The organism is Pseudomonas sp. KH_021, from assembly GCF_057838865.1.
This window is the reverse complement of sequence record NZ_JBYQOU010000002.1, coordinates 252,263-267,831: the sequence shown is the minus strand read 5'-3', so window position 1 is coordinate 267,831 and position 15,569 is coordinate 252,263. Positions and strand designations below refer to the sequence as shown.

Sequence of the window (15,569 nt, the reverse complement as noted above, 5' to 3'; positions counted from 1 at the left end):
GCGGGTTTCTTCAGAATCGCCACAATCTCAACCCTCTGTCAAAAAACATCGTGCTGCCAAGCGAGGTGAGCAATGAGCCAGGCTGTGATGGTGGCGTTCTATGCGAGGGTATCCTCTGATCAACAGGCTAAACGCGGCACGATTGAAAGCCAGATTGCTGCGTTGACAGAACGGATCGTGGCCGATGGTGTCCAGGTTGCTGAGGACATGCGCTTTGTCGACGCTGGCGTCAGCGGCGCGACGCTGATTCGTCCACAACTGGAGCGGCTCAGAGACCGCGCAGCACTCGGCTTGGTGGATCGTCTCTATGTCTTATCCCCAGACCGGCTGTCGCGAAAATATGCTCATCAGGCATTGCTGATGGAAGAGCTATTGGCGTGTGGCGTGCAGGTTGTGTTCCTCAATCATGCCATTGGCGTGACGCCGGAGGAGTCGTTGCTGCTGCAGATGCAGGGCATGATTGCGGAGTATGAACGGGCCAAAATCATGGAGCGCCATCGTCGCGGCAAGCTTCATGGAGCCAGACGCGGCAGCATCAATGTGCTGTCGACTGCGCCGTACGGTTATCGCTACATTCGTAAGCAACTTGATGGCGCACCCGCACAGTACGTTATCGACTTGGCGCAAGCGGCGACGGTCAGAGCCATCTTTCAATGGATTGGGATGGAGCGACTGAGCATTGGCGAAGTGGTGCGGCGTCTTGGTGCTACTGGCACCGTCACCGCTTCAGGTAAACCGTATTGGGATCGCAGTACCGTGTGGGGGTTATTACAAAATCCAGCGTACATGGGACGAGCTGCTTTCGGTAAAACACAGGCGCGTGATCGTTTACCTCGGATACGCGCACAACGCCACAGTGCGGAGGTGCCCAGGAAGGGGTATTCAACCGTACGTACGGATCCAAGTCAGTGGGTCGAGATATCCGTACCGGCAATCGTCAGCGAAGGGTTATTTCAGTCGGTTCAGGAACAGCTTGCCGAAAATCGCAAATCGGCTCGTCAGCGCGGTCATGGTGCAGTTTACCTGCTTCAGGGCTTGACCGTTTGCGGCCATTGTCACTACGCCTATTACGGTAAAAAAGTCAGCAAGGCAGCGGCCAAAGGCCAACGTCGGAACTATGCCTATTATCGTTGCATTGGAACCGATGCCTACCGCTTTGGTGGCGAACGCGTCTGTGATAATCAGCAAATACGAACGGATCGTCTTGGTGAACTGGTGTGGCAGCAGGTTATTGAGCTGCTCGCCCATCCTGGAAGACTGAAGAATGAATATGAACGTCGGCTGGGAATCCTCGAAGAAAAAGAAAAAACAGCCCCTGATACTGCCGCACTGGAACGACAACGACTGCAACTCGAGAAAGGCAAGTCGCGGCTCATCGATAGTTATGCCGAGGGTATGATCGACAAAATGGACTTTGATCCAAAGATGCGAAACTTGAAGAGCCGTCTGGAACAGCTTGATCAGCAGATTCAGGAGTCACGGCGTCATCAGGTGGGTCAACGCGAGCTGTTTCTCGTCATTAATCGTCTCGAAGAGTTTGCCGCTGCGGTCCATGACCGATTGGGTGCTGTGGATTTCGTCACGAAACGCGAGATCATCCGCGGCCTGGTCAAACGTGTCGAAATTCATAAGGACGAAATTTTGGTGGTGTTCCGGGTTGATCCGGATCCGGGGTTCAACGCCAGCGAGACGTCGACTGGCTCAGGCACCAGAGAAAAAAGTATGCAAGATCGTACGCGGCGTACTGTCGCCGTTGCTGGCGAATGTGCTGCTGGACGAAGTGGATCGGGAGCTTGAACGTCGAGGCCACTGTTTCGTGCGTTATGCCGACGATGCGAATGTATATGTTCGCAGCCGAAGGGCGGGGCAGCGGGTGATGGCTTTGCTGAAGCGTCTGTATGAAAAGCTGCACTTGAGCGTCAACGAGAGCAAGAGTGCGGTGGCGAGTGCATTGGGTCGCAAGTTTCTTGGATACTCTTTCTGGGCCTCTCCACAAGGCGTCAAAAGAACAGTAGCGGTCAAGGCGCGCAAGCAGTTCAAGCAACGGATACGCGAACTCACCCGTCGCTCAGGCGGTCGCAGTCTGCGACAAGTTGTCGAGAGTCTACGCCCTTATCTTTTGGGCTGGAAAACTTACTTTGGGTTGTCGCAAACGCCGAAAGTCTGGCGAGGGCTGGACGAATGGATGCGACACCGATTGCGGGCAATCCAGCTTAAACAATGGAGGCGCGGTCCGACGATTTACCGCGAGCTGAGAGCGTTGGGAGCCAGCAGCCAAACGGCCCGGAAAGTGGAAGCTAACTCTTATAGTTGGTGGCGTAACAGCCGCTTTGAGCTCAATCGAGTGCTGGATGTGGCGTGGTTCGACAGGCTGGGTCTGGTGCTACTCTCATAACCTCAATCTCTCGAACCGCCCGGTGCGGACCCGCATGCCGGGTGGTGTGGCAGGGGAGCGGCCTATGAAGGCCGCCCCCTATGCCGATTTAGCTGCTTTATTACATATTCGTAATCCTAGCGCCATGCCATCGCAATGCTCTGGTTGATATCCTTTGTTGTAACTCTAGGAGGTATTGGATATGAATTTTTTAAAGGTTATCACCTTCGCTGGGATTCTGGCGACTTCATCAAGCATATTGGCGGAAGGTGGTGGAGACAAGGCCTTTGAAATGATGATGGCTGCTAATGCTAAAGCTATGGAGCAGTATGCCATTAGCCAGGGAAAAAACGCCCCTGTGGCGAAGCAATACGAGTACGGGATGGCGTTGGATGTTGTAAAGGTGATTAGTGTGGTGCGGCCTGCGAAAGTCTGTGCAGTAGTGCCCGCCGCAATGACCTATGAAGATTCAGAAGGGCAGCTAAATACGGTTAAGTACACTGTCGCGGGAGAGTGTCGTCAACGAGGCGGCTAGCAGCTACGCTGCTGTCAGAGGGGTTCATAACACTCGATTCACCTCGTCACTTAAAGTTGTCGGGCGTTTTTTTGTCCTCGAGTTTTGACCGGATCGAGTAGGAGGCGGATTTACATCCGCCGTCCTCTCACGTACATCGACGCCCCCAGTTTGCCGAGCTTTCAATTCGTGCCGACACAGGCGGGGTTGAGATTGCAGCCATACATCCGGACTTTTTGTGAGGCTCTGCCTCTGTCCCTGATGAAATTCGCTGATCGGGCTCTTATCACCACCACGCGCTCGAAGCGCCTGTGAGAGGGCAGAGTTACCCGATCCCGGTCCGACCTGTCTTGCCATCACGTCATGATTGCCTAGGCAACCTTGGAAGTACTCCTTCTAACGCATCATCGCCTGACTCCACCGACCCGGCTATACCCCTGCGACGTCAGGGGTGTAGCCGGGTCGGAATCTGCGGTCATGGGCCAACAGCGCCCAGGCAATCCGGGCATTTTTGTTGGCCTGTGCGAGGGGAGCCTACAGAATTCGGAAAAAATCGTACGCGAAGACTTTCGGACTCTAGCGACGGGCCAGATTCAGGGCTGCCATGACCGTATCAATGAGGGGTTCCAGAATTGCTTTCCTCTCTTCGAAACGGCCATCTGTAAGATCAATCACGTCGTATGTGATATTGCAGCCACCCTGATGGACAGGCGTAACCGTCCGGCCAGTACCCACTCCTGAGAGCCTCCAAAATCAGCAAAAATAGCGTCCATCATTTTTTAGTGGACACTATCTTGGATATCATTGCCCCAGCCCGTCGACCGGGTCACCGCCCCAACTTCCCGCCAGAGTTCAAACGCAAAGTTGTCGAAGCCACGTTCCAGTCTGGCACCTCCGTGTCGTTGATCTCTCGCGAACATGACGCCAATGCCACCTGGTCTTTCGCTGGCGGCAGCAATATCAAGAGGGCTTGTTCGGCCCGATCAGCCAGAGTGCTACGCTTTTGCCTGTCCAGGTGACTGAGACTTCCAAGGATGTACCGCAAACCCTCCAGTCACAGCCTGTATCTTATTCCGAGATCGTGGTTGAGCTTGGCAAAGCCAAGCTGCGCATCATTGGCACGCCTGATCTGCCGACCCTGGAAGTCATCTTGCAGCAGTTGCTGCGATGATTGCTCCTCCCGCTGGAACCCGTATCTGGATCGCCGCTGGTGTCACGGACATGCGCCGTGGCTTCGATGGGTTGGCGGCATTGGTGCAGACTCAACTGGAAGCCGATCCTTTCTCGGGTCAGATCTTTGCTTTTCGCGGACGGCGCGGTGATCGGATCAAATTGCTGTGGTGGGATGGCGACGGGTTGTGCCTGTTTTGCAAACGGTTGGAACAAGGACGCTTTGTCTGGCCGCAAGCAACCAGCGGCAGTGTGTCGCTGACGACTGCGCAGTTGTCGATGCTGTTGGAAGGCTTTGATTGGCGCAGGCCAATTCGTACAGCACCCGTTCTCGCGATCTGACTTGCCACGCTGAAAAAATCCCCAGTAACATTCGGTCATGACTCTCGCGACCGACTCCTTGCCGAATGATCTTCAAGCCTCGAAGGCTCTGGTCTCTGCCCAGCGGGCAGAGATTGAGCGCTTGAAAATGATGATCGCCAAGCTGCGTCGTATGCAGTTCGGTCGCAGCTCCGAACAACTGGACGCCATGATCGATCAGCTCCAACTGAGTCTTGAAGAGTTGCAAGTCAGCCAGACTGAACTGACGCCGCCAACCGAACCGCCAACTCGCCCTGTCTCTCGGCGCAAGCCATTACCTGAACACCTGCCTCGCGAAACGCACGTCCATCAGCCCGAATCACAATGTTCTGGTTGCGGTGGGAAACTTCGCCATTTGGGTGAGGACGTGGCCGAAGTGCTGGAATATGTGCCGGCGCGTTTTAAGGTGATTCGCCATGTCCGCCCCAAGCTGGTCTGCCGCTGCTGTGAGCACATCGCTCAGGTGCCGGCACCGAGTCACCCGATAGCCCGAGGCCTTGCAGGCCCTGGGCTACTGGCCCACGTGCTGGTCTCCAAGTTTGTTGACCATTTGCCGCTGTATCGGCAATCCGAAATCTACGCCCGTGAGGGCGTGGAGCTGGAGCGCTCAACCCTGGCCGACTGGGTCGGCCAGAGCAGTCAATTACTGCGACCGCTGAACAGCGCCCTGAGCGCCATGTCATGAGCGGCCATAAAGTCCATGCCGACGACACACCGATTGGCGTACTTGCGCCGGGCAACGGCAAGACCAAAACGGCTCGCCTGTGGACGTACGTGCGGGACGACCGGCCTGCCGGTGACTCGACACCGGCGGCGGTCTGGTTTGCCTACTCGCCGGATCGCAAAGGCCAGCATCCCCGCGCTCATCTCAAGCGCTTCAGCGGCATCTTGCAGGCTGACGGCTACGCCGGTTTTGCTCAGCTGTATGCGACAGGCACTATTCAGGAAGCCGCCTGCTGGGCTCACGCCCGCCGCAAGTTTTACGATGTCTACAAAGACCAGGCTTCACCACTTGCTGGCGAGGCGCTGCAATGGATTGCGGCCCTGTATGCCATCGAAAGCGAGATCCGAGGATAACCGCCTAATCAGAGAAAAACGGTTCGGCAAAGTCGGGCCAGTCCGCTTCTGGAGCACCTGCACGCGTGGCTTAACCAGACGCTGACTCAGTTGTCGAAAAAGTCGACATTGGGCGGTGCAATCCTCTATGCCCTCAACCGGTGGCAGGCTTTAACGCGCTTCTGCGATGACGGCCGAATCGAAATCGACAACAACGCCGCCGAGCGGGCCCTGCGCGCCGTCGCGCTGGGCCGCAATTATCCGCAGTCGGAAATTATGCTCAGTTCGCCCGTGCCCGGTTTTGTGATCGCATAGTCCGCCTGCTTTACGGGTCTACTGGCGCGTTTCGGACACGCCATAATTTTCGGTGGTTTCCTGTAGAGTCCAGTCACCACCCACGGTTATGTTGAAGCCAATCTGGCCATAAAGGAACATGCGCTTGCCACCATCGGCCCACCCGAATTCAAGCGCACGCGCTATCAGCGCCGACTGACGCCCTGCTGAAGTTTCTGGAAAGTCTCTGAAATTATGCAAAGTCGGCAGTGGTGGGCAGCCAGGCGCGCCGCCACCACTGCTGCATACCCGACATAATTTCCGACTGCAGATAATTGCGCCCGATCACAAACGGTTTTATTGCACGCTCCGCCGGGTTGTTGTCGATCGGTAAAAAACCGGCCTCCACATAACGTTCCAGGCGACTCCAGTTGCTGGCCAGATAATTAACGGCCTTGCCCAGGACGCTTTGCGGTGTCACCTGCGGCTGCGTTTTTTCCAGCCAGCCTTTCAACTGGGTCAGGATCGGTAGGCTCTTTTCCTGACGACCAGTAAAACGCTGTTCATCGCTGGCGTCCTTGAATTCACGCTCGATGCCATACAGCTTGTTGATCATTGTCAGCGCGATATCGGCACGTCCCGTCTTACCCTTGGGCTGTACTTTTTGCGCGTCGACGAACTTGCGCCGCGCATGGGCCATGCACGCCAGCCGCTCAACACCCGGTTGCAACGCCAGTGCGTTATATCCCGCGTAATCGTCGGTCATCACGTAGCCGCGATAACTTTCCAGCAGGCGCAACGGCACGTCCTGCGCACGGCTGGAGGTGTAGTCGAACAGCACGACTTTTCGATCCGGTGGCCCACTGGCCTGCACCCACATCCAGGATTGGCTGGTCGGGTCTCGATCAGGCTCTTTAAGTACCTGGACGCGGGTTTCATCACAGTGGATGACCGGGCTTTCCAGCAACCGATCGCGCATCAGATTCAGCAGCGGTTGCAAGTGCTCCCCGCACTGGATAATCCAGCGGGCGAGGGTCTGACGCGGGATATCGATACCGTGCCGGCTCAACACCGTCTCGAAACGATGCAGCGGCAGGCCATCGACGTATTTGGTGGTCAACAGCATCGCCAACACGCTCGGACTGGCCATGCTCTTTTCGATCAATTGAGCAGGTTTGTCGGCGGTGACCGGAGCCGTTTCACAACCGCGGCAACCGTAGACTTTGCGGATGTGTTTGATCACCCGGATCTGCATCGGCACGATGTCCAGCTGCTCGCTGGTTTCTTCGCCGATGGCGTGTTTGCGGCAACCGCAGGCACAGGTCAGTTCGTGTTCGGGCAGTTCGTGGATGACTTCGATACGCGGCAGATCAGCCGTTAGTGGCTTGCGTTTGCCACGGCGCGGAGCTGGAGCAACGACTTCTTCATCGGCATCCTCGACGGCGGGCATTGGCTCGCTTTCAGGCTCGTTGAACAGGGCCAGTTGCGGCGTGTTGGGCTCAACCGTCTGCTCGGATTTACGACCGAATATACGGTCGCGTAACAGCTTGATCTGTTCTTTCAAATCAACGATGTGAGTTTCGTAGGCCTGCTTAACTTCCTGCTCGCGAGCGAAAGCTTCATACGTATCAAGCAGCATTTGCTTGAGAAGCACTGGGTCATCGGGAAGGTCGTCGGGCATGGATGGCATGCCCTAGATTATACCCGTCAGGCGACGAATCTTGGAGTCAAAACCTGATGTGGACGGTTGCGCCAAAGATCAAAACCGTCGAGCAACCAATTCAATTCCTGGACGCTCAGCACGATGGCCTCGTCGCTGGCGTCGGGCGATGTTTTAAAACGCTCGGACTCCAGGCGCTCGAGCCAAAGGCAGAAGCCGTTGCGCTCCCAGTAAAGGATTTTCACTCGATTACGGTGGCGATTCAGAAAAACAAAAAGCACCGGGTCGAACACCGCGACCTTGATATCCAGCTCGACCAAAGCGGCCAGGCCATCGATAGATTTTCGGAAGTCGACGGGCTTGGGGTAGAGGTAGACTTTTTCGACTTTAGCGTCGGGGCGCATCATGGTGGCTGGCTCCAGAAATGAATCGGGAGCACAGCATCCGGGATCAGTTGGCAGCTATAAATGTGGGGTTCATGGAGCAGTTACCAAGGAGAAGCCTCTACGGTGTCGTCGAAATGGCTGCTCGAACATCTGCTTCAACAGGAACATGCAGATCGCGCCGTACGGTCTGTAAATCATCAGATGAACATGGCCAAACTGCCCATGCATCGTGACTTGGCAGGTTTTGATTTCAGCGCTTCCAGCGCAGACGCCCGCCTGGTCAAGGATCTGTCCAGCCTGGAGTTCACAGATATCGCGCAAAATGTGGTGTTCATCGGCGGGCCTGGAACAGGCAAAACGCACTTGGCCACCGCATTGGCCGTGTCCGGGATCACGACACATAACAAACGCGATCAGCGGTAGTTTCGGCAATTGGTTCCAACGCCAGCAGATACAGCGCTTGCATGGCGCGGCATTTCATTGTCGGAATACCGAGGGGCCTTGTCTTACCGTTTTTCTTCGGAGTTAACACTCTCCGAAGTGGAAGTGGCGAATAACCTCGCCGCTTCAACGACGCTATCGCGTTGGCCTTTGCCACCGGCGTTTTCCATGTGACCTTGTCCACGCCGGGAGTCTTCTTGCCTTTATTTTCAGTCACCCGTTTGACAGCCAGTGCTTTGCCGCTAAACGAGTGAGTCAGCAGCCATTGCAGGGCTTTCACCTTGTTATGTCTGCCTTCCTGTGTTGCCTTCACTATACGTGCTTGCAGCCCTCTTAGCTGACGCTGGACATCGGCCCAGTTGATGCCGTCCCACGTCACGCCAGAAGGTGCACGTGCCAGTGTCGCTGCACTCATTTGCTCTCCTTCCGTTTAGATGGTTCTGGAAACTCTCTCGTGAAGAGAGACCATGAGGAAGTCTGCCCGCTTTCGCGTTAGATGTTATTTTCACCCCTATCCACCCGATTACAGGGCGGCAATTTGCTTTTTCCTCAATCCTCTACCCACACCTCCATCAGCGTTCCTTGCAGTTCGCTTGCCCGATGTTCTGGGCAGAAATATGGGTTTACCGTGTTCCACACCAGTTACATGAATAACGTAGACCCTGTCTTTCCCCCGGTGATGTTTTTGTCCCTGTGCCCGCAGTACGTAATCGAGCAACCCACCACTCACCTTTTGGTCCCAGCCTGTCAGCATCTTTGGCTTGTTAAAAATAACGAGGTTTATCAACAGTTCACTTATGTTGGTCATATTATCCAGCCAAGCATCCTCGCCACCTGATGCTGGTAGCGGTTGGAATCACCTCGCGGCTTTTCCTTCTCTTTCGAAGGACTTCATTGTCCCGTTGGCTTCAGACCAAGCCGTTGCCAGCTTCGCCTGCACCGGTAGGCTACCGTTGAGGGAACAACGAGTCTCACTACCTCTATCGAGGTGAGACAATAACTGGTGCGACTTCACGTCGCACGCGTACGGTTTTTTCCGAATTTTGTAGGCTCCCCAATGAGAACGCCCCCCTAGGTGACACAGACGGAGTTGTAAACAATCCGCGCTCTAGGGCATGATAGCCGGATGACTATGCGAGCCTTCCATCAATCCCTGCACCTCTGGATTAGACGCCCCATCGGGCGGCTAGCCAGTATGTTGCTGCTGCTGCTGCTGGCAATAGCCTGCGCGGCACTGCCGTCAGGGAAGGTTCATGCCCATACAGGCGGGGCTGTGGAACATGGTCACGAAATCGCGCCAGCCAGCGTTGCCTCGTTCGAGCACGATAATCACTCGGGGCCTTCAGAGCCTGTGGGTGACGTGGTTTTACATGCACACGATATAGGCACGACCTCAACGGGATTGCCCCCACTACCGGTGATGATGACGCAAAACGATATGGCTTCTTCCTCTCTTGGGAGTCGCCTGGTCGTGTCTTCCCCTCCCTCTGAAGCGCCCCTTCCGCCCTACCGCCCTCCGATTATCTGACGACATCCATCAGGTTGCTTTTGACAGCCTGCATTGCGTTGTTTATCGATAATTCGGAGGTATTCCTTGAACCTGCGTTGGCTCATCGCTCTGGCTTTTGCCGGGGTCTTTTGCAGTATCCCTTTAGGGATGGCTGCCGATTCATTACGTCTTGAGGAGGCTGTAGCCCGCAGCCTCGCATCAAATCTATTTATAGCGGCTCAAGAGGCTGATCTGCAGGCGGTACAGGCTCGCGCCAGGTTTGGAAGTCTCTCGACTCCATACAGTGTCGGTGTCGATCTGGAAAATGTCGGCGGTACCGGCAGCTTGAGCGGCCTGAGATCCGCTGAAACCACGCTCCGCCTGAGTCGGGTCATCGAACTCGGTGGTAAGCAGGCTGCCCGGCAAGCACTGGGGGCGGCAGAGATGGCGCGCCAGCAGCACCTTTCCGACATGACACGCTTGGAGGTCGCCAGTCGGACCACCGGGCGTTTCATCGCGGTGGCAGCCGCCCAGTACCGTCTGGAGTTCGCGCGCCAGCAGCTCGAATTAGCCGAAGTTACACGTCGCGAAGTTGCCCGAGGGGTGGCGGCGGCGCGCAATCCTGAATCCGATTTGCGTGCAGCAGAGATCGTTGTAGGCGATGCCGAACTCAAACGCGATGCGGCCGAACGAGACCTGGCGAGCAGCAAGGTCGCGCTGACCGCAAGTTGGGGGGCGATCAAGCCCGACTTCCTCCAGGTTGAAGGCAATATCCACGTATTGCCATCAATTGAAACCTTCGAGACGCTAGCCGCTCGCTTGCCCATGTCGCTTGTTCAGCGCAATGCGGTCTTCGAGGCCGACACCATTGCTGCCAAACGTCGGGTTGCACAAGCCAGCGCCAAGCCGGACATCGACCTCAGCCTCGGTGTACGTCGGTTCGAGGACCTGAACGATCAGGGGTTGGTCATGTCGGTTTCGGTGCCGCTGGGCAGTAAACCGCGTGCCTCGTATGCGATCACAGAAGCTGATGCACAGCTTACGGCGCTGGCCTCCCGCCAGGAGGCCCAGCGCATGGAAAGTTACCAGTCCCTGTTCGGGCTGTACCAACAACTGACGCAGGCGCGTACCGAATATGAGGCCTTGCGTACGCGTCTGGTTCCCAAGGCCGAGCAGGCATTCACTTTCGCTCGCCACGCCTTCGATGCTGGCCGCACCTCCTTCATAGAACTGACCCAGGCTCAACGCACGTTGTTCGACCAGCGCTCACGCGTTATTGACGCCGCCGCCCGCTACCACATCCTACTCGTTGAAGTCGAACGCCTCACCGCCGTCGATTCGGGACCTACGCCATGATTGACCGTCTTATTCTTGTCTTAGCCCTATCCCTTGTTCTCGTCGGCTGTGGCGAATCTAGTTCGGCCGCCAAACCCAGTGAAGACCAGGCGGCCGCCAATGCCGATTATGAGCGCGGCCCCCATCGAGGCCGCATGCTGCGCGCGGGTAACTTTGCTCTGGAAGTGACAATCTTCGAAACCAATGTACCACCACAGTATCGGCTCTACGCCTATCAAGACGACACACCGCTCGATCCATCCGAGATTCAAGCCACGGTAGAACTTGAGCGCCTGGATGGCGAGGTCAACCGCTTCACCTTCCAACCGGAGAACGACTACTTGACCGGTAGCGGCACCGTAGTCGAGCCCCACTCGTTCGATGTCAGGGTCAGCGCCAAACAGGGCGACAAAACCCACCAGTGGGAGTTCGCTTCCTATGAAGGCCGCACCACCATCCCCGCCGACGTCGCGAAGGATGCGGGCGTCAACGTCGAAGCAGCCGGCCCCGCCGTGATACGCGATAGCGTACGTCTGGTCGGTAATGTCGTGCTGGACGCCAACCGTCGCGCGGCAATCAAGGCACGCTTTCCCGGTATCGTGCGTGCAGTTGCGGTGCAGCACGGCCAAAACGTAAGCCGTGGGCAAACGTTGGTGGTGGTCGAGGGCAATGACAGTCTGCGCAGTTACACGATCACCGCGCCGTTCGATGGCGTGATATTGGCACTCAATACCAATATCGGCGACGTCGCCGACGGCAATACCCTCATCGAGATGGCCGATATGTCCAGGGTCTGGGTGGAACTGCACGCGATCGGCGAGAACGCCTCGCGCGTGTCCGTTGGTCAACCGGTGCGCATCCGTGCAGCCACCCAGGATGCCGTAACAGAGACCGTCATCGATATGTTGCTGCCACTCACCTCCCGTGGTCAGAGCGTTGTCGCTCGCGCAAGTATTGCCAACCCCGATGGCCGCTGGCGTCCGGGCATGGCCGTGGAAGGCGATGTTACCCTCGATGAGCGCCAGGCCTCGCTAGCGGTAAAGGAGTCGGGCCTTCAACGGTTTCGCGATTTCATCGTGGTATTTGCCCAGATCGGCGAAACCTACGAAGTACGGATGCTCGAGCTAGGTACGCGCGATGGTGAGTACGTGGAGGTGCTGAGCGGGCTCAAGCCAGGGACGTCATACGTCACCGAGCAGAGCTTCTTGATCAAAGCCGACATCGACAAATCCGGCGCCAGCCACGACCACTGAGGAAGCGCCATGTTAGAAAAAACCATCCGCGCCGCGATAGCGCATCGCTGGTTGGTCCTAGTTCTGATGCTGGGCGTTTCTGCGCTCGGCATCTGGAACTACGGCCGCCTGCCGATCGACGCGGTGCCCGACATTACCAACGTTCAGGTGCAGGTCAACACCAAAGCGCCGGGCTACTCGCCCCTGGAAGCCGAGCAGCGGGTCACCTATCCGGTCGAGACCGCCTTGGCCGGCCTCTCTCGCTTGCAATACACACGGTCCATTTCCCGCTATGGCTTGTCCCAAGTCACCGTAGTCTTCGAGGATGGCACTGATATTTACTTCGCCCGGCAACAAGTGGCCGAGAGACTGCAGCAAGCCGCAGCACAACTGCCGCAAGGACTGGAGCCAAGTTTGGGGCCGGTAGCAACCGGGCTAGGCGAAATTTTCATGTACACCGTCGAAGCCGAACCCGGCGCAATGAAAGCCGATGGCAAGCCATGGACTTCGACGGACCTGCGCAGCTTGCAGGACTGGGTCATTCGGCCTCAGTTGCGAAATATCAAGGGAGTAACGGAGGTCAACACCATCGGCGGCCATGTCCGCCAGATTCTCATCTCTCCCGATCCGGCCAAGCTGGTTGCCTATGATCTGACCCTGAACGATCTGCTCAGTGCAGTTGAGCGCAACAACACCAATACAGGTGCCGGCTACATCGAACGTTCCGGCGAGCAACACCTGATTCGGCTGCACGGCCAGATCGGTGTAGCGGAGGGCCTGAACGAAGTGGTGGTGGCAATGCGCGAAGGGCTGCCACTGCGCATCAGTGACGTCGCCCAAGTCAGTGAAGGCGCCGAACTCAGAACTGGCGCGGCGACCAAGGACGGCCGCGAAGTGGTGCTTGGCACGGTGATCATGCTGATCGGCGAAAACAGTCGTGATGTCGCGCAGCGTGCGGGGAACAAGCTCAAGGAGATCAACGAGACGCTGCCCGACGGCATCAGTGCACTCTCCGTGTATGACCGCACTGACCTTGTCGATCGCAGCATCGCCACCGTGCAGAAGAACCTGGTGGAAGGTGCATTGCTGGTCGTGGCCGTGCTGTTTCTACTGCTCGGCAACCTGCGCGCCGCCTTGATCACCGCTGCGGTGATTCCCTTAACCATGCTTTTGACCATAACCGGCATGGTGCACAACCGTGTCTCGGCCAACCTGATGAGCCTGGGAGCCCTGGACTTCGGTCTCATCGTCGATGGTGCGGTGATCATCGTCGAGAACTGCCTGCGCCGCTTCGGCGAACGCCAGCATGCACTTGGACGCCTGCTGAGTCGCGAGGAGCGCTTCGAACTGGCTGCCGTGGCCAGCGCGGAGGTCATCAAGCCCAGCCTGTTCGGCCTGTTCATCATCACCGCCGTTTATCTGCCGATCTTTGCCCTGACCGGCGTCGAAGGGAAAATGTTCCACCCCATGGCAATTACCGTGGTGATGGCGCTGACCGCAGCGATGGCGCTGTCCCTGACGTTCGTGCCAGCAGCGGTGGCGCAATTCGTCGCCGGCAAGGTCAACGAAAATGAGACCCGGGCCATGCGCGGGTTGAAGCGTATCTATGCGCCTCTGCTGCACAAGGTTCTGGTCATGCCCGTGGCCGTTGTGGCAGGGGCAATCGTGTTGACCGTACTGGCCGGTATGTTGGTGACGCGCCTTGGCACAGAGTTCATTCCCAACCTGGACGAAGGCGACATAGCCTTGCATGCACTGCGTATTCCGGGCACCAGTCTGACTCAGGCAATCGGCATGCAAGAGCAACTCGAAGCGCGAATCAAGGCATTTCCTGAAGTCGAACAGGTGGTCGCCAAGCTTGGCACAGCCGAAGTAGCTACTGACCCAATGCCGCCTTCTGTCGCCGATACCTTCATCATGCTCAAGGACCGCGCCGATTGGCCGGACCCACGCAAGTCCAAAGCCGCGCTTGTCGCAGAAATGGAAACCGCAGTCCGAGCCATCCCAGGCAACAACTACGAGTTCACCCAACCCGTTCAGATGCGAATGAACGAGCTGATCGCGGGTGTACGTGCCGAGGTTGCAATCAAACTCTTTGGCGACGACCTGGAGCAACTGGCCACTGTCGGAGCACATATCGAGGCGATTGCCGCCGGGATAGACGGGGCGGCAGACGTGAAGCAGGAGCAGGTCACCGGGTTGCCGCTGATGACGATTATCCCCAACCGCGCGGCACTGGCGTGGTATGGTCTTTCAGTGGCCAATCTGGGTGATGCCGTGTCCGTGGCGATGGGTGGCGGCACCGCCGGACAGCTGTTCGACGGCGATCGCCGCTTCGACATTGTCGTACGCCTGGATGAAAGTCAGCGCCTGGACCCCAACGTACTCGCAGACCTTGCGATCGCCCTACCTGCAGCTGCCGACGCCAATGAAGCAGGTTTGGTCTCCGCACCCCGTCATGTGCCGCTTAGCGCAGTCGCCAAGATCGTATCCGAACTGGGCCCAAATCAGATCAGTCGCGAGAATGGCAAACGACGCGTGGTGGTCACTGCCAACGTACGCGGTCGCGACTTGGGCTCATTCGTCGAAGAGTTGCGCGCCAAGATCGCTACAGAGGTCGAGCTGCCGGTAGGTACCTGGGTTGAGTACGGCGGTACCTTCGAGCAGCTCATCTCGGCGAGTCAGCGGCTGACGGTAGTAGTACCAGTGGTATTGCTGTTGATCTTCGGACTGCTGTTCATGGCCTTCGGCTCGGCGAAAGACGCCACCATCGTGTTCAGCGGTGTGCCACTGGCGTTGACAGGCGGTGTGCTGGCATTGTGGCTACGCGACATCCCATTCTCGATCTCCACTGGAGTGGGCTTTATCGCGCTGTCTGGTGTGGCAGTGCTCAATGGCCTGGTGATGATCAGCTTCATTCGTAAGCTGCGTGCCGATGGCGAGCCATTGCACGATGCGATCGTCAACGGAGCGATGACTCGCTTGCGCCCCGTACTGATGACCGCGTTGGTCGCCAGCCTCGGTTTCGTGCCAATGGCACTCAATGTTGGCACCGGTGCCGAGGTGCAACGCCCCTTGGCCACCGTCGTGATCGGCGGCATCATTTCGTCCACGCTGTTGACCCTCTTAGTGCTGCCAGCTCTGTATCACCTGCTGTATCGTAACGGAGAATTAGAGGTGGCCAAGCCAGTGCAAAATGGTTGACCTCAAGCTAGCGTGAAACGGAGGGGAGACGGTGGCTAGAAAGGAGAGGCTGGACTTAAGAAATTATTCCTCTCC

General features: G+C 57.2%; 8 protein-coding genes and 5 pseudogenes. 10 read left to right on the top strand and 3 right to left on the bottom strand.

All coding sequences use genetic code 11. The features are described from left to right. The first annotated feature begins 72 nt into the window (after window positions 1-72). From AC3IX4_RS30085 to tnpC (AC3IX4_RS30060), 6 genes and pseudogenes are all read left to right on the top strand, one after another. Window positions 73-1,797, top strand: coding sequence for a recombinase family protein (locus AC3IX4_RS30085; RefSeq protein ID WP_489261449.1), 1,725 nt, complete (start codon window positions 73-75; stop codon window positions 1,795-1,797). Continuing rightward, a pseudogene (locus AC3IX4_RS30080) lies at window positions 1,739-2,395 on the top strand (group II intron maturase-specific domain-containing protein); the annotation flags it as partial. The gene AC3IX4_RS30085 and the pseudogene AC3IX4_RS30080, both read left to right, overlap by 59 nt. Before the next feature lie 181 nt (window positions 2,396-2,576). After that, window positions 2,577-2,909 carry a DUF2790 domain-containing protein gene (locus AC3IX4_RS30075; protein ID WP_010465912.1) on the top strand — a complete coding sequence of 111 codons (333 nt, stop codon included), beginning with the start codon at window positions 2,577-2,579 and terminating at the stop codon, window positions 2,907-2,909. A 994-nt stretch (window positions 2,910-3,903) separates the two neighbouring features. Continuing rightward, window positions 3,904-4,059, top strand: a complete 156-nt coding sequence (locus AC3IX4_RS30070) for a hypothetical protein (RefSeq protein ID WP_489261448.1) — start codon at window positions 3,904-3,906, stop codon at window positions 4,057-4,059. Beyond that, complete coding sequence (tnpB, locus tag AC3IX4_RS30065) at window positions 4,056-4,400, top strand: IS66 family insertion sequence element accessory protein TnpB (protein ID WP_489261447.1); 345 nt, start codon at window positions 4,056-4,058, stop codon at window positions 4,398-4,400. Before AC3IX4_RS30070 ends, tnpB (AC3IX4_RS30065) begins: the two co-directional genes overlap by 4 nt. A gap of 37 nt (window positions 4,401-4,437) precedes the next feature. Beyond that, a pseudogene (gene tnpC, locus AC3IX4_RS30060) lies at window positions 4,438-5,735 on the top strand (IS66 family transposase); the annotation flags it as partial. Window positions 5,736-6,054: 319 nt separating this feature from the next. On the opposite strand, the pseudogene tnpC (AC3IX4_RS30055) reads toward tnpC (AC3IX4_RS30060), so the two are convergent. Beyond that, window positions 6,055-7,437, bottom strand: a pseudogene (gene tnpC, locus AC3IX4_RS30055) (IS66 family transposase); the annotation flags it as partial. A gap of 17 nt (window positions 7,438-7,454) precedes the next feature. Beyond that, window positions 7,455-7,814, bottom strand: coding sequence for an IS66 family insertion sequence element accessory protein TnpB (gene tnpB, locus AC3IX4_RS30050; RefSeq protein ID WP_489261446.1), 360 nt, complete (start codon window positions 7,812-7,814; stop codon window positions 7,455-7,457). Between the two features lie 60 nt (window positions 7,815-7,874). On the opposite strand from tnpB (AC3IX4_RS30050), the pseudogene AC3IX4_RS30045 reads away from it, so the two are divergent. After that, a pseudogene (locus tag AC3IX4_RS30045) lies at window positions 7,875-8,204 on the top strand (ATP-binding protein); the annotation flags it as partial. On the opposite strand, the pseudogene AC3IX4_RS30040 reads toward AC3IX4_RS30045, so the two are convergent. Next, window positions 8,194-8,649 (bottom strand): annotated as a pseudogene (locus AC3IX4_RS30040) (reverse transcriptase N-terminal domain-containing protein); the annotation flags it as partial. The pseudogenes AC3IX4_RS30045 and AC3IX4_RS30040 sit on opposite strands and share 11 nt — an antisense overlap. Before the next feature lie 1,419 nt (window positions 8,650-10,068). Here AC3IX4_RS30040 and AC3IX4_RS30035 point away from each other — a divergent pair. From AC3IX4_RS30035 to AC3IX4_RS30025, 3 genes are read left to right on the top strand one after another with little or no spacing between them, the layout of a single operon-like run. After that, entirely contained in the window at window positions 10,069-11,079 is a 1,011-nt protein-coding gene (locus tag AC3IX4_RS30035; RefSeq protein ID WP_489261445.1) for a TolC family protein, read from the top strand. Beyond that, on the top strand, window positions 11,079-12,311 hold the full coding sequence (locus tag AC3IX4_RS30030) for an efflux RND transporter periplasmic adaptor subunit (protein WP_489261658.1): 1,233 nt from the start codon (window positions 11,079-11,081) through the stop codon (window positions 12,309-12,311). The genes AC3IX4_RS30035 and AC3IX4_RS30030 overlap by 1 nt, the downstream gene beginning before the upstream one ends. Window positions 12,312-12,320: 9 nt before the next feature. After that, entirely contained in the window at window positions 12,321-15,494 is a 3,174-nt protein-coding gene (locus AC3IX4_RS30025; RefSeq protein ID WP_489261444.1) for an efflux RND transporter permease subunit, read from the top strand. Window positions 15,495-15,569: the final 75 nt, after the last annotated feature.